Annotated in this window: 16 protein-coding genes; 4 read left to right on the top strand and 12 right to left on the bottom strand. The window is 46.0% G+C overall.

What is annotated here, in order from left to right; all coding sequences use genetic code 11:
* Position 1 precedes the first annotated feature (1 nt).
* The 6 genes from AC787_RS25990 to AC787_RS25965 form a co-directional block, all read right to left on the bottom strand.
* Entirely contained in the window at positions 2–2,557 is a 2,556-nt protein-coding gene (locus tag AC787_RS25990) for a DUF5696 domain-containing protein (protein ID WP_054027855.1), read from the bottom strand.
* Between the two features lie 4 nt (positions 2,558–2,561).
* Positions 2,562–4,625, bottom strand: a complete 2,064-nt coding sequence (locus AC787_RS25985; protein ID WP_054027854.1) for a YIP1 family protein — start codon at positions 4,623–4,625, stop codon at positions 2,562–2,564.
* A gap of 20 nt (positions 4,626–4,645) precedes the next feature.
* The gene (locus AC787_RS25980; RefSeq protein ID WP_054027853.1) at positions 4,646–5,518 is read right to left on the bottom strand and encodes a carbohydrate ABC transporter permease; all 873 of its coding nucleotides are present in this window, start codon (positions 5,516–5,518) and stop codon (positions 4,646–4,648) included.
* Positions 5,519–5,520: 2 nt separating this feature from the next.
* Positions 5,521–6,441 carry a carbohydrate ABC transporter permease gene (locus AC787_RS25975; protein WP_054028197.1) on the bottom strand — a complete coding sequence of 307 codons (921 nt, stop codon included), beginning with the start codon at positions 6,439–6,441 and terminating at the stop codon, positions 5,521–5,523.
* A gap of 48 nt (positions 6,442–6,489) precedes the next feature.
* A complete protein-coding gene (locus AC787_RS25970; protein ID WP_054027852.1) occupies positions 6,490–9,384 on the bottom strand; it encodes an extracellular solute-binding protein in 2,895 nt (964 codons plus the stop codon).
* 102 nt (positions 9,385–9,486) lie between these two features.
* The gene (locus AC787_RS25965; RefSeq protein ID WP_054027851.1) at positions 9,487–10,884 is read right to left on the bottom strand and encodes an ABC transporter substrate-binding protein; all 1,398 of its coding nucleotides are present in this window, start codon (positions 10,882–10,884) and stop codon (positions 9,487–9,489) included.
* A 552-nt stretch (positions 10,885–11,436) separates the two neighbouring features.
* Here AC787_RS25965 and tlp point away from each other — a divergent pair.
* Positions 11,437–11,652, top strand: coding sequence for a small acid-soluble spore protein Tlp (gene tlp, locus AC787_RS25960; RefSeq protein ID WP_054027850.1), 216 nt, complete (start codon positions 11,437–11,439; stop codon positions 11,650–11,652).
* A 119-nt stretch (positions 11,653–11,771) separates the two neighbouring features.
* Here tlp and AC787_RS25955 read toward each other — a convergent pair whose 3' ends face one another.
* From AC787_RS25955 to AC787_RS25945, 3 genes are read right to left on the bottom strand one after another with little or no spacing between them, the layout of a single operon-like run.
* Positions 11,772–12,638, bottom strand: coding sequence for a MurR/RpiR family transcriptional regulator (locus AC787_RS25955; protein ID WP_054027849.1), 867 nt, complete (start codon positions 12,636–12,638; stop codon positions 11,772–11,774).
* A gap of 33 nt (positions 12,639–12,671) precedes the next feature.
* Positions 12,672–13,409 carry a glycerophosphodiester phosphodiesterase gene (locus AC787_RS25950; protein WP_054027848.1) on the bottom strand — a complete coding sequence of 246 codons (738 nt, stop codon included), beginning with the start codon at positions 13,407–13,409 and terminating at the stop codon, positions 12,672–12,674.
* A complete protein-coding gene (locus AC787_RS25945; RefSeq protein ID WP_054027847.1) occupies positions 13,390–14,424 on the bottom strand; it encodes a phosphotransferase in 1,035 nt (344 codons plus the stop codon). The genes AC787_RS25950 and AC787_RS25945 overlap by 20 nt, the downstream gene beginning before the upstream one ends.
* 188 nt (positions 14,425–14,612) lie before the next feature.
* Here AC787_RS25945 and AC787_RS25940 point away from each other — a divergent pair, with 188 nt between their 5' ends.
* The 3 genes from AC787_RS25940 (at position 14,613) to AC787_RS25930 (ending at position 19,918) form a co-directional block, all read left to right on the top strand.
* Positions 14,613–16,193 carry an FAD-dependent oxidoreductase gene (locus AC787_RS25940; protein ID WP_054027846.1) on the top strand — a complete coding sequence of 527 codons (1,581 nt, stop codon included), beginning with the start codon at positions 14,613–14,615 and terminating at the stop codon, positions 16,191–16,193.
* A 181-nt stretch (positions 16,194–16,374) separates the two neighbouring features.
* Entirely contained in the window at positions 16,375–19,077 is a 2,703-nt protein-coding gene (locus AC787_RS25935; protein WP_161807574.1) for a glycoside hydrolase family 10 protein, read from the top strand.
* A 25-nt stretch (positions 19,078–19,102) separates the two neighbouring features.
* The gene (locus AC787_RS25930; protein ID WP_054027844.1) at positions 19,103–19,918 is read left to right on the top strand and encodes a creatininase family protein; all 816 of its coding nucleotides are present in this window, start codon (positions 19,103–19,105) and stop codon (positions 19,916–19,918) included.
* A 92-nt stretch (positions 19,919–20,010) separates the two neighbouring features.
* Here the strand turns inward: AC787_RS25930 and AC787_RS25925 are convergent, their stop codons facing one another.
* The 3 genes from AC787_RS25925 to AC787_RS25915 all read right to left on the bottom strand — a co-directional run bounded on the left by AC787_RS25925 (position 20,011) and on the right by AC787_RS25915 (position 24,513).
* The gene (locus tag AC787_RS25925) at positions 20,011–20,559 is read right to left on the bottom strand and encodes an SGNH/GDSL hydrolase family protein (RefSeq protein ID WP_054027843.1); all 549 of its coding nucleotides are present in this window, start codon (positions 20,557–20,559) and stop codon (positions 20,011–20,013) included.
* A gap of 150 nt (positions 20,560–20,709) precedes the next feature.
* The gene (locus AC787_RS25920; RefSeq protein ID WP_235561119.1) at positions 20,710–23,469 is read right to left on the bottom strand and encodes an alpha-mannosidase; all 2,760 of its coding nucleotides are present in this window, start codon (positions 23,467–23,469) and stop codon (positions 20,710–20,712) included.
* Between the two features lie 90 nt (positions 23,470–23,559).
* Positions 23,560–24,513: a carbohydrate ABC transporter permease gene (locus AC787_RS25915; protein WP_054027841.1), complete on the bottom strand. Its 954-nt coding sequence runs from the start codon at positions 24,511–24,513 to the stop codon at positions 23,560–23,562.

Below are 24,513 nucleotides of genomic sequence, written 5' to 3'. Positions count from 1 at the left end.
CTTATCCCCCCTTAACGACGTAATCATTGGCTTCAATGGTCACACCATCCGCAATAACCGCTGCATCGCCGTAATTTACATAAACCGTCAATCCGTTCTCATATACGGTTCTGTAGGTGCGTTCTGCCAGCTTTTCGTGCTTGATCATGCTCTGACCGCGAACCTGCCTCAGCACTTTATTCACCTCGCCGTAGGCCTCGATGGCTTCATCGAACCATTGTTCATAGTGATTAGAATATAGATAACTGAATCTCGTTTCCTTGAGGACAGATGGCTCCTCATAAAACCAGTTGAAGTAGACATTGGAACCTGTCTCCAGTGATCGCAGCACGCTTTCCCGTATCTCCTGCTCATCCGCCATGTTGAAAGCTTTTCCCGCATATTCGATATAGCCGTGCAGCACCATTTGGTTAAACGGTACCGACTCACCGGCAAGCTGATATTCATTGCTCGTTTGCGGTAAGTTTAGAATATGCGACGCATAAGGGAGCACATAAGCATTGCCTCCATTCACCATCATATCCGGAGACTGCTCCGAAATGGCTTTCAGCTGATCCGTAACGATTCGTTTCGCGTCTTCCCTGGTCACCTCTGCATTTCTTCGGAAATCCGAGTGCAGCTCGGAGCCGAGATCACGCAAGGAAATTGATCCAGGGTTCAGCTTCTCGAAGTCGGACATAAAACCTTTAATCGTTGAGCTCAGCTTTCTAGGTGTCAACAAATAGTGAGACAACAGCTCGTTATGCCGGAAATAAGCCGCTCGATCGAACTCATATATTTTCGCGTACTTTCGAGAAATGTATTGGGCGGAGTCTTGGCTCGGACTAAATTTTCCGGAGTTCTGAAATACTTGCTGAAATGCTACATCCGGATAAAACCCGCCGCCGCTCTTCTGAAGTTTTTCCGCTAATCGCTTCCAATCGCCTTTACTCCCTATAACGCTATCCATGTCAATATCCGAAGCAATCGTGTGGTTAAGACCTTCGTTAAACCAACCTTTGTAATTCAGCCGAATATTTTGTATTTGCTTGTCATGAAGCTGATCAACGAGCTGCTCGGCTTCCTTCAAATTCGTTAAAGGCACAAGAGCCTCATATGGAAAACCCAAGAGGTTTTTCTTTTTCGGAATGCTGCCAACTAGCTCCAAATAAAATGGCGCATCTCCTTCTGCTTTCAGCTTTGTCAGCCCATCCGCCTTCTCAAGATAAGTCCGATAGCTTGCTGCCATACCGGAGTAATCAGCTTCTTCGCCGCTTAATAAGGAATAACGGATTTTCAAGTTTCCCTTATACGTCTCCTTTGGCGTTTTATGCATAATCTCATTATTGCTCAAACGCACTTCGTCCTTCGGCAAAATAAGAAATTGGGCGGCTATCGTATTAAACTCGTGCAATCGCCCGCTTATATCCGCGGAAAGCTTAGCGAGGGCATCCCCTTCCTCAATGATGGCAAGGAAAGCGGCATCGTTCTTTTTCATCCCAAATACCGGCAATCGGTTTAGCTCAAGCGTATTGAACTTCTCACTCACGTAGATCGAGCTGTCTTCACCGTATATTGGGATCAGGATTGGCTGCGCTTGAATATTTCCAGTGTTGAACCTTATAAGCGTACCCGAACCGTCAGGAAGAAAGATGTAGCCATCATCCTTTTGACCTGCCGCTCCGAAGTTTTCTAGAAGACTGATTGAATGAATCCGATAAGGCGGCGTATCTTCTGTGATGGTCGAAGTATCAATCGAAGCGATCAGGTCTCGGCCATCCAGCGTGTATTGAAGCGTTGCCGAAAATTTCGGTTTAACCGACTCCTCAGCCGCTCCTCCACCTTCTCCCTCTCCATTATCGATAGCAAGATCCTCATCCGTATATTCCGCCTTCTCAAATATCGCGAGCAGCTTTTTCACGACAGCTTTCGGAATTTCGCGACGCTCGTATATGCCCAGCTCCTCATTTAACTTGTATCTAACCTTCAGCTGGTCTTGGTCGGCCTGATCCTCCAATCGCTTCAGCAGTCTCTCCTCGAACCGTTCCTTGCTCACCTTCTGTGGTATGGATTCAAGTCCTTTCTGAGGATCCCCGAACATGTAAGTGACCGCCACACCATTACCCTCTTGCTTAATTTCAAATTGATTAAATTTTACGCTGTTGTTGTAACTGTCATAATCCTTGTTTTGACCGCTTTTTGTTAGGTAAACGAAGGAAATTTGCGAGGATAATTTCCCCTTTAAGTAAGGTGAAGCAAGTTTATCTTCCGAGCTGTCTGGATTCGAACGCCAAATATTCCCGCTTTGTTTATCCACGACCGCGATCTCCGCTGTAGCCTTGCTAATGTAAAGTCGAAGCGCGTCGTTCTCAAGCACCGGGTCAAAACCTTCAATTCGAGGTTCCACTTGGGCTGATGCGTCCAGCGTACGGAGCGAAGCATCCGTTGTCTCAGCGACCTTTTCTGGCGATCCAGCTGTAAGGTTGCTGTTAAGCGATCCCGAGGCGCAAGCTGATAGCGACAGCATGCCAAGCAGCAGGGATAATACCACCCATTTACGTACATTGTGCATCCACATGGCATTATCCCTCCCCTAGTCTAAACATCGCTTCTTTGTATACCGTAGCCGCGAAGGAAAGCATCTGCTGCGCTAAGCTGAAGAAGAGCAAGCCCAAGAAGATGATGATGCCCATCACGAGCATCGTCAGCAGCATCGTCATAATCGTTTTTCCTATCGTATATTGATGGACGGTAAGCATACCGACAAATAACAATCCAAAAAACCAGAGGAAGCCGACTGATTCCAGCAATCGATAGAAAGAACCTTCCTGAACCGTAATGACATTGGATAATAAGATGAGTGGAATTTGCATAAGCACGACTGGAATGAGCGCATAGGCAGTAGCCATTACGATCTCCTTGAATTTCCCCTCGCCATCCATTAGCGTCGTCATCGACCAGTTGGCGATGCACCATAGGAAAAATGGGAGAACAATAAACTTGATCTCATCTATCACGTTCACATTTACTGCATTGACGGTCGGATTAAAGATAAACCCGGTAAACTGCCTTTTAAGTACGTAGAGAAGAGAGAGAATAAGCAGCAGCAGCAAGGCAAACCAGATCTTCCCTTTTCGCTCAAATTTCAGCTCCCAGAATCCATTGAATGGATGGAAGATCGTATACCAGCCCATCCCCACTACTCCAGGTTCAGTTGTTCTTCGCTTGATGAACACTCTCGCAGCGATGAGCAGAACAATGGCTGCTATAGCTCCTGCCGCAATTTCCCCAAAATGTTCCCACATAAAATCCTTGCGGTAACGTTCAAATGCCCGTGAATAATATTGCGTGTGCATGCCTAGCTCAAAATGCTTCATCGCTTCGTAATTATGTCCTTGCCTGAGCTCCGCTTTCCCAATTCCTAAATAAGCGATTTCGAGATTGTTGTTTAATCGCAAAGCCTCGCGCCACTTCTCGACCGACTTTTCTTCCTCGCCAATATCGTTATTAATAACGGCTTCCCGAATCACCTTTCCATAGCGCGTTGGCTCAAACATGACCAGCTGATTCAAGCCTTTATCAAGCACAATCATCTTGTCGCCTAACATGTCGATATCAGAGGGCGTCTTAAACGTGCCGACCTGTTCTCCAAGCAGGCCATAAATGTACATAAGCTTGCCTTCCCGGTCGTACGTAAATATTCTTCCGCGCGTGCTGTCCAAAATGCTGTAAATACCGTTTCGATCAAGAGCGACACTTTGGATGGCAGACGTCCCTGACCGTGTGCCTCCCATACGAAATCTAATGTCGCCTTTTGGAGGCTGATAGCCCGTTCTCTTCAGAACGTCCGTTCCAGAAGGATTGAGACGCTTGACTGGCGCATTTGAGAACTCCTCACTTGTCGTCGCATAAATGAAGCCCTCACTGTCAATATCGACATTGTTGAATTCGACCGGGATAAAGAGCACCATTTTCGAGCGTTGTTCCTTCGTCATAACACGCTTCCAGAACAAATCTGCCGCACTGTATCGCACTTTATTGACTCCCATAAAACCTGAAAACTTGCCTCCGGAGTCAAACTGCATGATGCCGTTGAATACACCTTTGCCGACGACATATAACCGTCCCGCCGAATCTCCGACTAGCTTTATCGGCTCATATACAAAGTTCCCGCCTAGCACGTCGCTCTCCGGCGCTCCGATGACGCGAACCAGCTCGCCTTCCTTCGTTAATTCGACAATCCGCTTGTTGCCCGTATCCGCAATAAACAAATGTCCATTTGAATGTACAAAGATGCCTTGCGGAGCTGAGAAGCTATCCGCTATATTGCCATTCGTAAACGTATCGATCGTCTGGGTGACGTTTGCCTGTTCATCAAGCACAACGATGCGGTTGTTCCCCGTATCAGCCACATAAATCTGTTTGTCTGCCGTTATAAACAAGTCCTCCGGCGATTTGAATGGTCCGGAGCTTAACTGTTCCCCGCCGATTTGCTTGACCGGCAAGTACGGTACAGGCGCTGGCTCAGGATCTCCCCACCAAGAATAATTGTAGCCATCGTATGGCGCAGCGTAGACTGGAACCGAAATGCCAACCATGATCAGCATTAGTGGGAAGAGCAGCAGAAATTTACATAATCGATTCAACGTAAGCCTCCCCTTTCCCATCATTCTTTCATGCCGGAGGTTGACATCGTTTGAATAACGCTGCTCTGCGATAACACGAAGATGAGAATCGGAACGGTAAGCAGCAGCAATGTCGCTGCCATCGAAGGGCCAGTTCGTGCGATACCTCCCGCCAGAATCTGACTTAACGCATAATCAATCGTTTTGAGCTGCTCACTGTAAATGTACATGGAGCCCGCTGCACCGCCTGCTCCCCATAAACCTTGAAAGGAGAAGATAACAAGCGTTAGCCATGCAGGTTTCACGACGGGCATCACAACATTCCAGAAAATGCGAAATTCGCTGCAGCCATCAATTTGTGCAGCCTCGAGAAGCGCATCCGGTATTTGCTCCATAAATTGCTTCATGAGGTATAGTCCGAGTGAGGAGCCGATTGCCGGAATGATGACCGCCCAGTGAGTATCCAGAAAGCCAAGCCATGACATCGTCATGTAATTCGTTATTTGTGTAACCGTAGCCGAGAACATTAGCGATAGGACAACGATCGAGAATAGAAAGCCCTTGCCTGGAAATTTCCGTTTTGCTAGCGGATATGCCGCGAGCGAGGCTATGAGAACGTGACCGACCGTACCGACTATCGCAATAAAAAAGGTGTTGAAAATGTACCGGGTAAAGGGCACCCACGAGCCGGATAACAGATGATATAAGTCCGTGAAGTTAGTGAACGTTGGATGTTTAACCAAAAAGTCCGGCGGAAATTTCAAAATTTCATTAATCGGCTTGAAAGCATTGCTGATGACAAAAACGAGTGGCATTGCCATAAAATAGCCTACCGCTGCAAGGAGCAAGAACAAAAAGATATCGCCCATCCAGGAACGGCTTATTCTTTTTTTTCTTAGACGGATAGTGATCATCGTTACTCACCGACCTTCGCCAGCAGCCTTCGCACGATGAGATTGGAGCCGAGCATCATTGCGAACAGCACGGTCGCGATAGCTGATGCATATCCCATCTCAAAGCGAATGGAGCCATAATCCATCAAATGCGTAACGATCGTGTGGCCCGCGTATTTGACGCTCGGGAACCCGGCGAGTGCTGTCGCCACCTCTGCAACGCCGAAGGAAGCGGTAATTTGGATGACTGCGCCGAACATCAGCATCGGCCTCATTGAAGGCAGCGTAATGAACCAAAGCTCCTGCCAGCGGTTGCGTATCCCGTCGATCGCCCCTGCCTCGAACAAGGTTTTATCAAGTCCCTGCAATCCTGCGATGAAGGCAAGAAAACTCGTTCCAAGGCTGAGCCAAAGCTGCACGATAATGATGATCGGAAGAATGTATTTTGGTGTCTTCAGCCATAGGATAGGCTCTAATATTAGATGCCACTTGAGCAGGAAGGCATTGATATATCCATATGAATCACTGCTGAACAAGAGCGTCCACACAATAAACGCGCTCCCTGACAAGGCCGGCGCATAGAAAACCAGAGTCGCAAAAGCTCTAATTTTTGGCGGGAACTCATTGATGATCCAAGCGAGCACAAAACAGGCGATATAGCTGACCGGCCCTGTAACTGCGGCAAATATCAATGTATTTTTTAGTGCAATAAGAAACACATCGTCCCTTACGAATAATTGAGCGTAATTGCGCCAGCCTACCCACTTCGGAAACTCCAGCATGTTAAAGTTGGTGAAGCTGACGAGCAGCGATAAGCAGACGGGAAGGACGGTAAACGTAAAGAAGATCAGAAAGAACGGTGCAATCATCGCATATAAAACCTTGTTCTTCGAAACTTCCTTCCACTTGAGATTCAACCGCGGCCGCAGCGTTTTGCTGTCCATCTTTAACTTGCTTTTCTTAACAAGCTGAATCATATGGACCCCTCCCTTCTACTTCGTAGGCAAATCAAATTCTTCGCGCTTGATCGTAATTTCCTGATTGATCGTTCGGACGTAGTTTTCCAGCGTTTCTCGTGGTTCGCTGCCATCTGTGTACACCTCGTAAAAGGCATTATAGATATGACGATCCAGCGAATAGCCTCCTGGGACGGCAGGTCTGCCGACGACCCAGCCCAGCTCGTCAACAAGCTGATTCAATTCCTTCGCTGACCACGGAAGCTGCTGCAAAGCTTCAAGATTAGCAGCTGCGTATCGCGCAGACTCGCCTAATATAGCTTCCATCTCGCGTCCAAACGTAACCTGCGCCTCCGTATCCGTCCACCATTTCATAAACGCCCAGCCCGCCTCTTTATTTTTGGCGTTTTTAAACATAACCGTACCCGTAGCTGAGCTCATCGTGTCATGCCGAACCGTTCCATCTTTGCCCTTTGTACCAGGCACTGCGACAAAGCTCCACTGGCCTCTAATTTCCGGGGCAAAAATCGTCAAAAAGTTGAACGTTGTATAATCTGCAATCCCAATCGGCATTTCGCCTGTCCGGAAACGGTTAATAAAATCAAACTCAATCGGCAGCTTGTAGTTGGTATACAGCTCCGTCCACTTTTGGAACGTTTCAATGCCGATTGCAGAATCCAGATCCGTTGCAATGCCGTCCCCTTGGTAATATTGGCCGTCGTTTTGATAGAGCATAGATTCAAATACGATATTTTGCGGCAGCGCCAAGTCCATGTTGTGCTTCTGGAGCTCAGGGATGATTCGGTACATATCCTCCCATGTTTGCGGCACGTCCAAATGGAGCTCTTCCAAAATATCTTTACGATAGAACAGCATTGGGAACGACTGCGTTTCCGGAAGGGCATACACGCCGTCCTGATAGTTAAAGCTTGCGAAAGCACTGTCCATAAACCTGCCCTTCACCTGATCAAATTCCGGGAAGCTGGATAAATCCTGGAGTGCGTTCCTCATCGCAAAGTTGATCACATCGCCTTGGGTCAGCGCGATATCGGGGCCTTTCCCTGCTAGCGTTGCTGGCAGGACGACTGCTGGATTAACTAGCTGTAAATTGACCGATATTCCGGTTTGCGGCGTAAAGGTGTTATCAATCATGGAGCGAAGCAGCTGCGCCTGATCTCTGCCTGCCGCAATCCATACGGTTACTTCCTTATCCCCCTGCTTTACGTTGCTGATATGGCTGTAATCTTCAGAGAACGATCTGGCAAAGGACATAACTTCATGTACAGACTTGCCGATAAATCCAGTACTTACCTTCGGCACAGCAACATCCTGCGATTTAAAAAACAAATAATCGATTTCAAGCGGCTGCTGATTTACGGTAAGCAGCCAAGTTCCGAGAGCGGTAACATTATCTTTAAATCCTTTAAGTCGTGAGGTCAAAGTCTCGGTACGGCTGCCAATATCCTTCAGTTGATACGAGGTTGTTCTTAAAATCGTTGTGCTGGCGCTCGTGCCGCCAACCAGCTCATCCATCCGGTCAGCTGCGGCAGTAAGGAATTCGCTCTGCTCCTCAAACACCTTTTGCAGCTCGGGGATTTTTTTCTCCAGCTCATAGTCGCGGAGAGGATCCGGTGAAGCAGACGTAATCATAATGATTTTGAGATACAAAGCATTGAGCTGCTGGATGCTGGAGCGCACCATTCGAATGATTTCCGCTAGGTCACCCATCGTAAGCTCCAGCTTGATTTGATGTTTCCCTTTGGTCAAATAAAACAAATACGGTTTTCCATCCTCGCCGGGCATTCCAATCTGCCATGCACCGTCATAACGGAAGGGGATAGCTTCTGCTTCCTTGAACGGAATTTTCCCGTCAATCGTAAGCTCTCTGACTACATTGACGCCTCTGACCGTATTTTGCTTGTATCTGAGACCAAATTCATAAAGCCCGTCTTCTGGAATATCGAGGTCCCATGAAATCCACTGTCCGGGAATTTTCCAGTTGACGCCTCCAATCGTATTCATTCTAATTTTTGACACATGATAGGGTTCCGTTCCAGGACTGGAGCGATCATTGAGCGGATACAAAGAGGGATTCGATTTGAACGCGGCGTCCTCGCCCTGAAGCTTAATAAACAAGCCGTTCGTCGTATCATAGCCTTGCTCCTCGTAGGATTGCGCTACTTTCTCATAGGGGGGAATTTCTTCTTGCTGGTAAAGCTTCAAATAGTCTATAATCATCGGTTCTCTAAGAGAAACGAGTGAAATTCGATGTTGGCCTTTGGATAGATAAAAGGAGAACGGCTCTTGATAATAACCTTCCGCATCACGCAATATTCTCTCCTGCCACTGCGGGCTTTCAACTTGTCTCGGTCTTAGATCATTTTGCTTGGCATCCTGTTCCAGCTCAGTCAGCTCATTGCGCCATACCCGTGAAAAAACGAGTCTTGATGCTTCCTCGAAAGGCACTTCGCCATCGATGCGCAGCTCTCTCTCAATGGGAGAAGTATTGCCTTCTACCGGAAAATATCGCAATCCAATATGATATAATCCGTCTTCCGGCACATCGACATCCCAATGAATCGCTCCTGTATCATCCGTTGCAACAACTGGCGTCTCAGCACCCTCATAATCTTTCAATTTACTAGCATCCATACCATCGATAGCAGCAAAGGACTCTCCTTCAACAATTTGACTGACAGAAGGATGCGGCTCATTTTCGTATTTGGCTGCATACTCTTCGTAACGATTGCCTGCGGAAGCAAGACTAGCAATCTTTTTCTCCAGTTGATCTGACGCCGCATGAACAGACGTAAGTACATGATCGCTGCCTGAGGATCGGCTCGCAGGAGAGATGGAGACGATTGTCAGGCATATGACCAGAGCCAGCAGTGCGCCAACCACTCTCTTAGATTTCCTGGTTACCTTCAGCATGCGAACCCCTCATTCCATAGCAAAATGGTCGTCCATATAAAAGGATGGGAATCCCTTATGGGGATTCCCTGCAATGCTGTTTGATCAATCATGTCTTATCCTTTATTGTGCTGCTTGCGTAGTCGTTTGTGTATTCAACTCTTTATCAATGGCATCTTGAGCAATCTGTTTATTTCTCTCCAGCACGGTCTCTGGCGACTCTCCACGATTTGCAATCGAATAAGAAATATCACCTAACGCTCCGCCTAGCGGCAGAAAAATAGGCTGTGCATATTTGAGAGATTCGAGCATGACTTCAATGTCGCTTTCATCTGCAAGCAGCTGCTTCTCTGCTTCCTCGCGGTTTATTGGCTCTACACGATCCCACATTTGAATTTGATCCCAAATATAAGCTTTTTCTTTCGCTCTTTTTACGATCGCAGGGATATAGAACTGTACGTAGTTTTCGATGCTGCCTTGCCATGTCGTTGCCTTTGGCCCTTTAGGGAAATAGACGAAACCTTGTTCATCAGTCATTGTCGTTCTTGTCGCACCTTCCCACACTTCACCAGTAACCATCGCGGCTTTACCGGAGTTAAACAAGGTTTGCGACTCATTATAATCCTCGAAGTTCTCGTTTTTGTTAGGAGCGACGACTTTATGCACATTAAACAAATCATTATAGAAACGAAGTGCTTCCAGTAGGTTTGGATCGTCGTAGTTGAAGACATGCTTGCCGTCTTTTAGTTTAATAAAGGAGGAGTTGTTGGAGTGAATCATTATGCGAGATAGATTTCCGGCGATATTAGTGACGCCCCATTGGTCGATCACACCGTCGCCGTTCGTATCTTTGGTTGCTTTTTTGGCGATATCAAGGAAAGAGTCCCATGTCCATTTGTCTTGAGCGATTAAATCATGCGGATCTGGAAGACCTTCGCGCTCAAATAATGTTTTATTGTAGTAGATACCCGAAGCGTTGTTGATATTGGAGGTAAAGCCGTACATTTTGCCATTGACAGCACCGTGCTGCTTCAAGCCTACCGGCCATTTTGGATCATCAAAATCGAAGAAATCATCCACCGGCATAAACAAACCTTGATTGATGGCCGGCACCGCAAAATAGTAATCCAGTGGCACGATATCAGCTACTGACTCGCCAGAGAGCGCGGCGTTTGTAACCATTTTTATGTTCTCGCCCCAAGGAACCTTTTCCCATACGATCTTCACATTATATTTTTTTTCGGCAGCTCGCCACTTCTCAAGCGTCGCAGCACCTTCCGGCGTATCCTCTGATGGTCCGTCGATCCAGTGAATAATTTTCAACGTTTCGCCGTTCATGTCGATAACCGGCTCTTCGACAACGGGCGGAGCCTCTGTCGGTGCAGCCGTTTCAGCAGTCGTATCATTCGTAGGCTTGTTCGTTGCCTTTTCACTTCCGTTATTAGTGCCTTTGCTGCATGCCGATACAAAAACGAGCGTAAACACCAATAAAACCAATGCAATCAATTTCATATTCCGCATAGCTTTACCCCTCCAATGGATGAAATGCAAGAGCTCATGCTTACTCTACATTTGCTGCAATCAAGCGCTGTTTGGTCATCCCTCCCTGTTATCAGATCAAGTTCCAACCCCGCATCGATGCCTTCGTGTCCCACTTACTTGGAAGGTTACGGCTTACTTTTATGTGATTGTCATGTTAGTCCACTAATGATGAAGCTCATTAATTCCTTCCAGAAAGCGATCATCTTTCCTAATTACAACATATCACCACTGGAGGAATTTTTCAATAATTTTATTTATTTTGAAAGAAAATTCTTTTTATTTTAAATCCAATAAGAAACGCTTAGGAAAAACCGTATTTTATAAGGTTCGTCCTTCTTCGGTTAAATCCTTTTTAAGCTATCATACAATGGATTTTTTCTCCACTATTAATTTATATATTAAAAAAAAATACCTTTATTCATTTTTGTCAGAAAATTTAAACATTAACTTCTAGCGCTCTTAGTTGGCATAATTTTGTTGTTTGCGGGTCATCTTATCTAAGTAATATGGTGCAGAGAGGAGGAGAGCATAATGGCAAAACCGGATAACCGGGAGGATAATGCTGTGCATTTGCAGCAGCATATTAATAACACCGAAGAGAATCTGCAAGAAGCAGAACAGTATTTAAATGAATTTGCTGATGAAATATCTTCTAATGAGCAGAATGCGATCGAAGCCAAAAATGAGCGCCGTAAAGAAAGCATTCAATCATTCGAAGCGGAGATACAAGACGAATCAGGGCAGTAAGAGCTCTTAAACTTTATCGAAGCACATCAAAAAAAGGAGATCCCAAGAGGGCCTCCTTTTTTTCAATTGGAATTGAGATGATATTGTAACGAGTTGCCATGTTGCATGCTCGTTATTTATTAATAAAGCTTGTCTACGACGGAGCGCGCCGTTTTCTCCAAAGCCTCTATAGCATTATTTTTCTTATGGGAGAGCAGCGTACACAAAATATCCAGTAAGTGAACCTGGGTAATTTTCGTTGACCAGGATCCGCCTTCGGTAGGCATCTCCCTGGAAGGCACCAATAAAATGGTGTCAGCATGCGCCGTAATCGGAGAACGCATATGGCTTGTCAAACAAATGACCTCAGCTCCGCTTGCTCTCGCTTGACGTAGCGGATCAACCAGATCCCTCGTGCTTCCGGAGGTCGATATGCCGAACACCACTTCCCCCTTCTTTACGAGCGATGCAGACATCGCGATAATGTGTGAATCCCTGTGCGCCTCCACATTCATTCCAATCCTCATCAACCGGTAATGAAGATCAAGTGCTGTAATGCCCGATGATCCTACTCCAAAAATATAAATTTTGTCCGCTGCAAGCATCCGTTCGACTGCTCTCTCCAGATCCGCCGGATTTATAAGATCAAGCGTATTTTTCAGCATCATCTCGTTGCGAAGCGTAATCTTTCTTGCCTTCGTTAGCGCACTGTCTTCTTCTTCAATCTCAACGGTTGAGTAAGACGGCAGGTTGACCAGATCCTGCGCAATGGATAGCTTGAACTCTTGGTAACCCCGGAATCCTAGCTTGCGACAAAAACGAATAACCGACGTTTCGCCAACTCCCGCTTGCTCAGATAAATCTGTCACCGTCGCCATGACCGCTTCCTCGGGATTCGATTTAACATAGTCGGCTACTTTTTTCTCCGCTTTAGTCAAGGATGTATAAATACTCGAAATCAACAGCAGTGTGTTGGATTGGTTAATTTTTTGACCTGCCATCTTCATCGTATCAACTCGCTTCATAAGTGTACTTAACTACTAAATATAATCCGGATAATCAGTAATGATGCCGTCAACGCCAAGATCGAGTAATGGCTTCACTTCCGTTGTCGAGCGAACCGTCCAAGGCGTCGTTTTTCTACCCAGTGCATGAATCGTATCCACAAAGTTCTTCGTAACGAGATTCAAGCTCGGATTCACATAATCCGCATACGCTGCAGTTTCTTGAAGCTTCTCCACCGTTACATCTTCAGGCTGATAAACAAGTAAACCTACTAGAACCTGCGGCAAAATCGCGCTAAATCGCTTCACAGAGCTCTGATCAAAGGATTGGACAATGATGGATGCAGGTTCTTCGTCCAGCATCCCGTGAGCAAGCAGCTCTTCGGCTAATTTCTGCTCTATCCCCGGGTATAGCCAAGGCGCCTTGATCTCTATTAGTAAACCGATATTCCCTTTGCACAAGGTGAACACTTCGGATAACGCAGGGATTCGTTCGCCTTCGAATTTGTCACTATACCAGCTACCAGCGTCCAGCTCACTTAGCTGAGCCATGGAAAATTCCAGCACCTTTCCTCTCCCATTACTCGTGCGATCAACCTCTGTATCATGAATTACGGCGAGCTCGCCGTCCTTTGTAAGCTGAATATCAAGTTCCAAGAAATCAGCCTTCATCTCTATGGCAAGTTTAAAGGCCGCTATCGTATTCTCAGGCGCATAACCAGCCGCTCCTCGATGAGCAATGGTCAAAGTTTTTTTAGTAGTTGTTTGTTTCATTCTTTTCCCTCTCTTCTATCCATTCCATCCACACTTCAATATTATCGGACATTTCCTTTAAGGATGAGAAGGTCAACAGCACCTGCTCATTGCCGAGCTGCTGCTCCGACTCTCCGAAAATATCCTTGCGCAGCGAACGCCTCATATTGTACTCCAGCCATTCGAGCATGCTGCCCATTCTGCCGTAGAAAGCTTCCTTAACATGAATCAGCGCTGTTCCGCCTGCTTTTTGATACGAGTTTATCATGGTTATAAAAGTCTCTTTATTCACTTTACCAGAGTCAATCCCGCCCCAGCTTAAGGCTGCGTCGAGAAGTTCCATTATTGGATTTGTTGAGCCTGCTGCTTCCCAGTCTATAATATAGGGATGAAGGCCCGCCTTCCAAACGACGTTTTTCGGATTTAAATCACGATGACTGAAGCACTGATTTTGATTTAAAATAATACTTGCGCGCTTATAGTGCTCATTCCATTCAAGCAAGTCATTGAACCCGGTATCGACCTGCTGCGCCCATGGCATTCCAGTTTTTAGCCCTTCCTCCGTCAATCCTCGCAAGTGTTCCTGTTCGAAGGAAGTCCAAAGTGCACTATGCTGCTCCTCAAATTTCATATGGTGAATCTGATGAAGCAGTGTTCCTATCCTACTCGCATGCTCAGCGCGGCAATCAGCAGGAGCAAGTACAGCTCCCTCGATCCAATCAAACAGCATAACATTTACACCTGATACCTGAGTGAGTATGTCATTGTTAACCGTCTTTGCTAAGACGACCGGTATACCTGAACTTGCTGCGGCCACCGCAATACGTTCCGAGAGCAAGTAGTTGGACAAGACACCTGCTCTTGACATAATTTCAGGGTTTAATATTTTCAAGGCAAATTGGCCATCCGTCGTACTCAGCTTCCACATGCGATGAAGCAAACCCCCAGTGACCGGGCTTGGCTGACCTTGCGGCTCTCCAATATTGTAATGAATACAAAGACTCGTAATCCATTGCATGTCGATATCCTGATGCAAAAGACTCCCTCCTCTTCCCTTCAAATGATTTGCAAACGATAGCATGATGTTTGGATATCAGCTTGATGATCCGCCAAAATTATGAAAAAGATATTTTTTTTAATAATATCATAATTGGTGGATATAATCTCTATCTCATGGTACGATATAGCAAATTTTCATTCAATTCTGGAAAGGCGGGGTCACGAATGGGACAACAAACGATGACTGCTGACATCATTATACTTGGCGGAGGGCTTGGTGGAAGTATGGCTGCACTATCCGCAGCAAAGCTGGGCATGAAGGTGATTCTAACAGAAGAAACGGATTGGATTGGCGGACAACTGACTAGTCAAGCGGTACCGCCTGATGAGCATCCTTGGATTGAAAGCTTCGGATGTACGAGCACCTATCGTGAGTTTCGCAACCGCATTCGCCGCTATTATAAGGAAAACTACCCATTAGTAGAAGAAGCCAAAAACAACGACCGCCTAAATCCGGGAAACGGCTGGGTCAGCCGACTTTGCCATGAACCAAAAGCAGCGCTCCATGTGCTTGAAGCCATGCTCGCTCCTTACATCAGCAGCGGTCACATCCATATTTTACTCGGCTGTCATTTAGAATCCGCTGAAACTAATGAGGACCGTATTGAATCTGTCCTTATCAAGCATTCAGCCTCAGGTGAAATGAAGATGCTCCATGGCTCCTACTATTTGGATGCGACGGAATGTGGAGATCTCCTCCCTCTCGCCGGCGCTGAATATGTATCAGGTGCCGAATCCAAAGCTGCAACCGGAGAACCTCATGCGCTCGAGCAGGCCGATCCACTCGATATGCAGTCCTTTACGTATGTATTTGCTCTGGATCATATTCAGAACGGGGATTATACGATTGCGAAGCCAGAGCAGTATGAATTTTGGCGGAGTTTCATCCCTGCGCATTCACGCTTTCCTCTGTTCGGCTGGAAAATGGGCGACATCCATGACCCGAGCCAAGATAAAGAGATCGTCTTCATGCCGGATGGAAAAGAACCTATGCCGTTCTGGACTTACCGCCGTATTATCGATCGTTCTTTATTTACGGAAGGATCGTTTGAAAGCGACATTACGTTAATTAACTGGGCTCAAAATGATTATTATTTAGGACCAATCTATGAGGTTTCGGAGGTAGAAAGACAAAAACATTTGAAGGGTGCTCGCGAGCAAAGCCTCTCGCTCGTTTATTGGCTGCAGACGGAAGCGCCGCGTCCAGATGGAGGCAAGGGCTATCCCGGTCTTAGACTTCGCGGAGACATTCTTGGAACGGAAGACGGCATCGCCAAACATCCCTATATCCGGGAATCTCGCAGAATTAAGGCGCAATATACGATTACGGAGCATGATGTCAGTCTTGAAATCAGAGGAAATCAAGGCATTAAACGATACGAAGACAGCGTAGGTGTCGGGAGTTATCATCTCGACCTCCACACAACGACAAAGTCCAATCGAGGTTTCTACATCGCTAGCTTGCCTTATGAAATTCCGCTTGGAGCGCTTCTCCCCATTCGGATGAAAAATCTGCTCCCTGCCTGTAAAAATATTGGCACCACTCAAATTACAAACGGCTGTTACCGACTGCATCCAACAGAATGGAATATCGGAGAATCAGCAGGTTATTTAGCCGCTTACTCCATTATAAATCAAGTCACCCCGCATGAGGTGAGAGACAATAAGCAACATCTGGAAGCTTTTTTAACCCTTATTCAAAATCAAGGCATCGAGACGCATTGGCCTGAAAATTTGCAGCGATAGCTTTTAAGTAAAAATATTATCCTCTTTTTATTTAAATTATGGAAAAACAATCCGCTTGCTGTTACACTACTGCTAGATAAACAATCCATCATGAACATGAACAGCCTACTTTACCCGAAAGGCGGTGAACGGTTAAGGTTCTGTTTTATGCGTACAAATGAGAAGAATCGAGGTGTATGCCATGATGACAAAGCGAATGTTTAATCTCGCCATTTGTTTTTCACTGCTTCTGATCAGCATTTCTACTACGGCCTTTTCCGAGCCCGCTTCTCCTGCACCACACTCCATTACGCTTGAGGATGGATCCACCCATATCATCGACATGATTAATCAAGAGAGTCAAGACGGCAAGCTCATGATTTTTACCAGCAGCTACGGAACTACAACGAACCCCCCGCTCCCTCAGACGACAGAAGCTATCATCACTAACGATATCGTCACTTCCATATACTCAAACAGCTCAAACGGCACTTATATTCCTTCTAACGGATATGTATTATCTGGAACGGGCAGCACAGCTTCTCTGATCGACAGCTTGAAGATCGGCGATTCGATTACAGCGAACTTTCCCATTCCTATTTATCCAGCCCAATATTTTACCGTAAATGAAGAGATCGTTCCGATCACCCAGGTTAATGCAGGACGTGGAGCTGCGGATATCGTTCTTTATTTGCCAGACTACGGCCCTACTACAAAAACTAATCCATGGGGCATGGAGATAACCCTTAACGGAGGTGCCGTTACACGAATATCAGCGATGGCGCAGGATGCGAGCGGCAATTGGCTCGATAACAACTCGTCGATTCCTGCTAGTGGATACGTTCTGTCCATTCAAGCTGAAAGTCCGTTCTATGCCAAATTAGATGGAACCGTGCGGATAGGAGATGCCGTTGAATTGAATATGAACAATGAAGTTTTAGTTGAAGCCTCCAAAACGGGATACGACGCCTTAAATCCGAGAACGAGAGAAGATAATCCTGGCGGATGGGACGACGGCAGCAATGAAGCGTACCCCGGACACCGTGGAACGGATCAGCTAATTATTTACGACAACAGCTATGGAGCAGCAACGGGAACGAATCCTTGGGGATACGAGGTTGTCGTAAACACGGAAGGCAAGGTCACGCAGGTCGGTGGCAATAATTCCACCATTCCGGCTGGCGGATATGTCATATCCGGGCATGGCGTTAAGGCAAGCTGGCTGAGCGAGCATGTATCCATTGGCAGCACCTTCAAGCTGCTGGCGGATAAGAAACAGGTGCTATTTCTGTTCACTCCTGAATCCTATCTGGATAAAGCACAAATAGGCATTGAGACCGCCAAGCAAAAGCTGGCACTCTCCAAGCAGCAGTTTCTGGACATTAACTACAGCGGAATGGAACAGCAAATCTCATCAGCACAAGCTGCCTTAGTCGTTTTGAAGAGCCAAATTGCACAAGGTGATTTCACCTCCTTTACAGACCAATTCGCAAAGCTGAATGCCCTGGTGGAAAAAGCCGGCTTCATGAGCTATGAATCCCGAGCTGTAGATCATCGATCCATTTGGATTCGTCCGAAGGAAACGAATCTTGCGCAGGTTCAACAGCATATCGCAAAGCTGCATGCACTAAATATCAACACTATTTACTTGGAAACGTGGTGGAATGGATACACCATATACCCAACGAACCATCCGCTCGCCGCTCAAAATCCGATTTACGGCGGCTTTGACGTTTTAAACGCCTATATAACAGAAGCCAAAAAAGCTGGCATTGAGGTGCATGCTTGGGTCGAAAACTTCTTGGTTGGTGTCGGCAGTATGGCAGGTCCCGTCAGAAGCCTTAAGCCCGAGTGGTCCATGATCAGCAGACAAGGCCATGATTATCAGGACGTTCCGCTTTACAACACACAGTACTATTTCCTCAATCCTGTAAGACCTGAAGTGAGGGACTTTGTTTCTGAAATTTACAAGGAACTGCTTCAGAAATACAAAGTCGACGGCTTGCATTTGGATTATATCCGTTACCCTGATGCAGGTGATTACACGAACGACTTTGGCTATGACTCCTATACACGAAATCTGTTTAAGCAGAATCATGGGGTTGATCCTATCGACCTTCATCCCGGCGACGAGCTTTGGCGCGCTTGGGTTGACCTTAGAAAAAATACGATAAATGAATTCGTATACCGCATCGCAAGTGAAGCGAAAAAGCTAAAGCCGGACATCAGAGTTTCCGCCGCTGTATGGCCTAATTACATCGATGGACCGGAATTTATGCATCAAGAGCCAAAAGATTGGATTGCCAAAAATTATATCGACCAGCTCTTCCCGATGTCCTATCATCCAGACGCTTCATCTGTTGCTGCTGATTCACTAAACTCTGTGGCACTCGCAAACAACAAGGCGCTGATCGTCATTGGTGTCGGAACGAATCTCGGCTTAACGAAAGAGATGCTGCTTAAACAAATAAGCGACTCGGTCGCTGTAGGCGTTTCCGGCTCAGCCTTGTTCGAATTTGAATCGTTGTTTGGAAACGAATATGACAAGGCGCTTTTAGCAGGACTCTACAGCAAACCTGCCATTGTGCCGGATAAAGATGTTTTATCGTCCTTCAAAACAATCATTTCCGAAATGCAGCGCAAGATCAACACCATCTATGTACCATTCAATGGGATGGAAAACGATAAGAAATACGTAAAAGAGCTGGAGCAGCTTGAAAAAAGCTGGAAGGATAAAAAGTCGGCCGGCAAGGATGCCAAAGAAGCACTGAAAAAAATAAATAAACTAGTTGAGCGAATGGAATCAGATGGGTCATTGAATATCGAAGTTAAGAAGCGAATGACGGCGGACTTAAATTATTTGGAAACCATTATTCTCGTTTATGTATCGAAGACATCCACTTGAACAAAACGCAGAAAGGACAAAATCTATGTTATGGGAGAACTTAACCGTCAAGGAATTTGAAGCCGCCGTTATGTCGACGAACCGAGTATGCGTACTGCCGATCGGCTGTCTTGAAAAGCATGGCGACCATCTTCCCCTCGGTACGGATATGATGATTGCTAGAGAAATCGTAGAACAAGCAGCCAAATTAGAATCCTGTGTTATCTTTCCGTATTATATTTTCGGCCAAGTATCCGAGGTGAAGCATTACGCAGGCACCGTTGCTCTAGGCAGTGAGCTGCAGCTGCGCCTCTTGCAGGAAGTATGCAAGGAAATTAGGCGTAATGGCTTCAACAAAATTATTTTGGCAAATGGACACGGCGGCAATAACAACCTGCTGAGCTATTTCGTTCAAACGATGCTCGATGAACGCAAGGATTATGTTGTTTATACTTATAATCTGTGGGAATTGCACACCGACCAGCTAGCTCATCTTGATCAATCGTATGAAACGCCGGATGATTATGGGCATGCCGACCATATGGAAACATCGCAAATTCTTCATATTGATCCTACACTTGTCCATATGGATCGTTTGAATCCAGGAGAATGGGAGTCCAAAGGTCTTGGACGTACACTGACCGAACATAGGCTGTCCGCCGGCATACATTGGTATATGGAATTCCCGAATCAGATTGCAGGCAATCCTTCGATGTCAACTGCTGCGTATGGCAAGGAGTACATTTCGTTTTGCGCAAGCAACTTTGCTAAAGCCATTCACGCAGTCAAAAAAGATGAAGCCTCCTTGCAGCAGCAGACAGCATTTTTTGACCGATGTGATGATGTGAACGATATCCGTTAAAAAAAGAAATGGCAGTCCGGCCTAGATTCAGGCTTATGGACTGCCATTTCCTTTATCTTATTTAAGATTCACGCTTATTAAAGCACCTTCATTTACAAATATTTATGTATGTGTTCGATTACTTTCTCAGCGCAACTCCTGTTTCCTCGTTCGGATAAATGTAAATTGTCTTCACAAATATTTAGCGCAAGATCTTGTTTTACGATATGATTCAGATCATTTATTTCGATTCCCAAACTTTCCATAAGCTTTATAGCTGCCGAATTGTATAAATCAATCTCAGCGTTGCTGCGCCCCGTTGCACCAGCTGGAACAGGCGTCGTTGTTGCAAAAATGATTTTTGCACCTGTTCTTTGCAGCTCCTTTGCTGTCCGTTTAAGCGTTTCCAAATATTCATCAAGCGATGTAAGTGCCTCAACCATAGGCGCTTCATGATGCAAATCCCATAATCCGTTGTTCCAATGAACGATATCCGGTTTGCCTAGATCCCTTATCCACAAGTTGACTCCCCACAACGTATGTTTCGCAAATCTGCCATTCTCTTCGGGTGCAACCACCTCTGCTTTTTCATGCAATGCTTCGCGCACAAGCGGTTCATAACCCATTCGGATAGAATCTCCGAGCAGCAATACTCTTTTCATCCGTAACACCTTCCCCTTGTTTTAATCATGCCTATCTGTGCTGCAACCGTGATGCTTAGATACATTTCAACCTCATCCCTCTTGAAATATAGCACACCCCCAACCGTTTCTCAAAGACAGTTGGGGGTGTGTACAACTCCGTATTCTTATTTACAAAGAAACACCTAGACTAAACGTAACAATTTCTGCAGGACGAACCGAAATATTACCCAGCTCCGACTCCCCCAGCCTCTGCTCCATAATGCTGCTGCGATGTGCCCCGTTCATACCAAGAGAAGGTAGGATGCTTAATCTTTGCTCATCTCGAGATAGATTATACCAGCGGGCGATCAAATCACCTGTATTCTCTGATACCTTAAGAGCGGACAAACACAATTTGTCACCCTCCCACTCCATAAAGGAATAGCTGCTTGGAAGCTCCCCTTTGTGCGTATCGGTCTGCTTCACCATCCAAGGAACTTGATATTGATAAGCTTCCTTCATGGATTCCATAGCTCCATGCCTTATTAACTCATGCTGTCCACGCTGTTCCTCCACCGGAAACGGTATGATTTCAAGCTTAACCGTTTGTTCACCGCGACACTGTGCCTCAGGGGTCGGGAAATACCCCCAATCACCTAGCTCTCCCACCGCACGCAGTAGAGTAACCGCAATCGTATTATTTTCATCACGTAAAATCTCATATTCATTTAAACCAAGATTGGTTATCGTAACACCCTGCTTTTCTCCAATCAAAGTAACAAATGCCTGCTGATGCTGACAATTGCTCGGATTTTTCCATTCTTCCGATGCTGTATTATCCCGCTCCACCACTTCAAAAATGGAATCTGCCAAATGTGTCTCCGTATGAAAACCAGCTGGGAACAACATACGCAAACGATGATCCTCAGCCTCATTATTAAAGGTCGTTTCGATTTGTACACCTTGCCCGTTTTTGCTTAGAGACACGTTCGTCTTGATTGTAAAAGGAATGAGCTTATCCGATCTGCCTGATTTTCGTCCAGTAAACCATATCAACTCTTCTCTCTCCTGCTGCAACAGGTCTTCAGCCGACTTAGGGATCATCATATGATGTATAATTTCAAAGCCCGCTTGATACGGTGTATCTTGGGCGATGCGTATTTCTGCTTGAAGTCCCTTCGTTGTCAGAGGAACGTCACCGTTTGGCTGCCGGTACATATATTCATTTCCAATATCTCCTGAATCCTCATATATGCACTGATTCCGAAGTACTTCATTCGAACGCTTATCCACAATGGTTAAGGAGCCGTCATCATTAATCGTTACGGTTAAATACACATTGCCCATCGTTCGTTCATCGATGATAAGTGAGACCTCTTCACCTTGAAGCTGTTCTGAATTGCCCTTTCTAATCAGAGCATACGTTTTGTAGCCAAGCGCTGGCACATTGTGCGCCTCGAAATGAATCCGTACTTTTCTTGCAAAATAAGGCTGGCGGAACTGATCCTCTGGCAAATCATATCCGAATTGCACGCCAAGATCCTCGGTGCTGCTAAAGACATTGCTACCCTCCGGCTCCACCAGCTGTAGACCTGCTAAGTCAATCGCCTTTAGACGTTGCTTGATCGTATGAAAGTCTATTCCGCTATTGAAATAAATACGCTCGATCTCAAGATCCGCGATCACGATACCGGAACGCAGCCAGCCCGTCGTATTAAGAACAACGAATGACGAAGCAATATCACCAAAGGAAGCAAAACCGCTCGTATCTATCTTCGAAGCGATTGCCGATAAGCTGTCTTCGATTATACTTTCGGCGACATGCTTACTTTTGGCAAATCGGGTCACCATCTCTGAATGAACCTCATCAACGCTGCAACCGCAAATGCTGTCATGCGGATGGTTTTGCATGATTGTTTTCCAAGCATAAGTAAACAGATGATGAGGATAAGCATGGCCTGTCAAATAAGCGAAGGCCGCAATCGGTTCGGCTACTTTCTCCAGCAGCGTCTGGCCTGTCTGGTTCATTTGCTTGAGATAAATTCGAGAAGATGCGGTATTAACGAGCGTCGACCAACCGTCCGTATGCTGGCTCCTCAGTTCACCTTTGACGATGGACAATTTCTCAGGGAGCGACGCTGTTACCGCTTGAATATACTCTTCAAAATTCGAATGGACAAATTGATATTCAGGGAATAACTTCTGCGCCGTCACAATAGCTTTCGCCACATCCGTCTGCACCGGCTGATGATCACACCCATTCATCATGAGCCAGTGAGGAGTTGAAGCATACTCCGCTACGTCCTTTAATTTGTGCTGCCAATAGACGCTGGCTGCTTCCGGATCAGTAGGAATTTCGTTACCGTTGCTATACCAATTGGCGAATAGGATGCCGATGACTCTCGATCCATCAGGAGCCTCCCAGATCATCTCAGAGAAAGGTGATTCGTATGCTTTCGTTTGAGATACTTCATTATTAAAGCCTGTAGGCTTCACGCCGCGTCCGAATACAGCATTCTCAATCCCTGCTTGCAGCATCAGCTGCGGCGCTTGCCCAATATTCCCAAACGAATCAGGGAAATAGCCCACTTTTGCGACTTTGCCGAACTGCTCGGCATCTCGGTGTCCATAAACAAGATTGCGTACATTCGCTTCGCCGCTCGTCAAAAATTCATCCTGCAAAATATACCACGGACCGATATGAATGCGTCCTTCGCGAACAAACTGCTCGAGCAGCACTCTATTCTCCGGCCTGATTTGCAAATAATCTTCCAATATGATGGTCTGACCGTCAAGATGGAAGCTTTTGAAATCCGGATCTCGCTGCAGCGTCTCAAGTAAACGGTCTATGAGCGCAATCAATCTGACATGGTGCTTCTCGTAAGGCAAGTACCATTCCCTATCCCAATGGGTGTGTGAAATGATATGAACAGTAGTAGATGATATCAAAGTATCCTTCTCCATTCTCTGTGTGGGATGAAAGCTAAGACGCTACTCCAATAGTCCTTGCCTAACCGATTATTGCTTTTCAAACTGACCTTAGCCTACTATGCCTGTGCGCTCCACGCTCTCTACAAAATATCGCTGCACGAACAAATACATAATAATAAGCGGCAGCATAAGCAAGAGAACGCCCGTATTAAGCAGCATGGATTGGTACACAAGATCGGGTTCTTTGCCAAGCACAGAGCCCATGTCTGCTAACTGCGTCGATAGCACTTTTACTTTGCTGAGAAACAGCGAAACGTAGTAGCTGTCATTCCACTGCCATACGAAGGAAAACAACAGGACCGTAACGATAGCAGGAACGGCATTTGGAAGCATTATTTTATAGAAGGTTTTAAAGACGCCAGAGCCGTCAACCACAGCCGCTTCTTCAATCTCCTTCGGAATGCCTCTGAAAAATTGGCGGAAAATGTAAATATAGAGCCCGTTTTTGAGCCCCATTCCCGTTGCAGATGAAATAAGAAATGGCCAAAAGGTATCAATCAGATTAAAGCTGTCCTTCTTCGAGAACAAACCTACTAAACCGAACATATCAAAGTACCTGTACGTTAAATAGAGCGGAATCATAATCGTCTGCGGCGGTACAACAATGGTGAATATAACAAGTCCAAACAAGAGACCGCTGCCTTTAAATTTCAACTTTGCAAAAGCGTATGCCGCTAGTGCGCAGGAGGCCAATTGAATGGCAGTCGTTCCCGCCGATAATAAAAACGTATTAAGTAGAGTCGCCCAATAATGTGTCGCTTCCATCGCAATTTTAAAATTGTCTAACGTAAAATTCCTTGGAATCCACAGCACGGTCGGATCATAGATATCAATTTTGTTGCGGAACGCGACCGAGAAACGAAGAAATAGCGGAAATAATATAATAAAACAAAAACCTGAAACGAGAACGGACCTTAGCAGCGTCCACATCAATCGTTTCGATCGTTCGACCGGATTATAGTGGCGGTGAAACCTTTCCGCTTGAATGGCCGGCAGCTTCAT

The organism is Bacillus sp. FJAT-28004, assembly GCF_001280845.1.
In the GTDB taxonomy this organism is placed as follows: Bacteria; Bacillota; Bacilli; order Paenibacillales; family Paenibacillaceae; genus Pristimantibacillus.
Note: the sequence above shows the minus strand (reverse complement) of the source record. Positions and strands in the feature narration are given on the sequence as shown.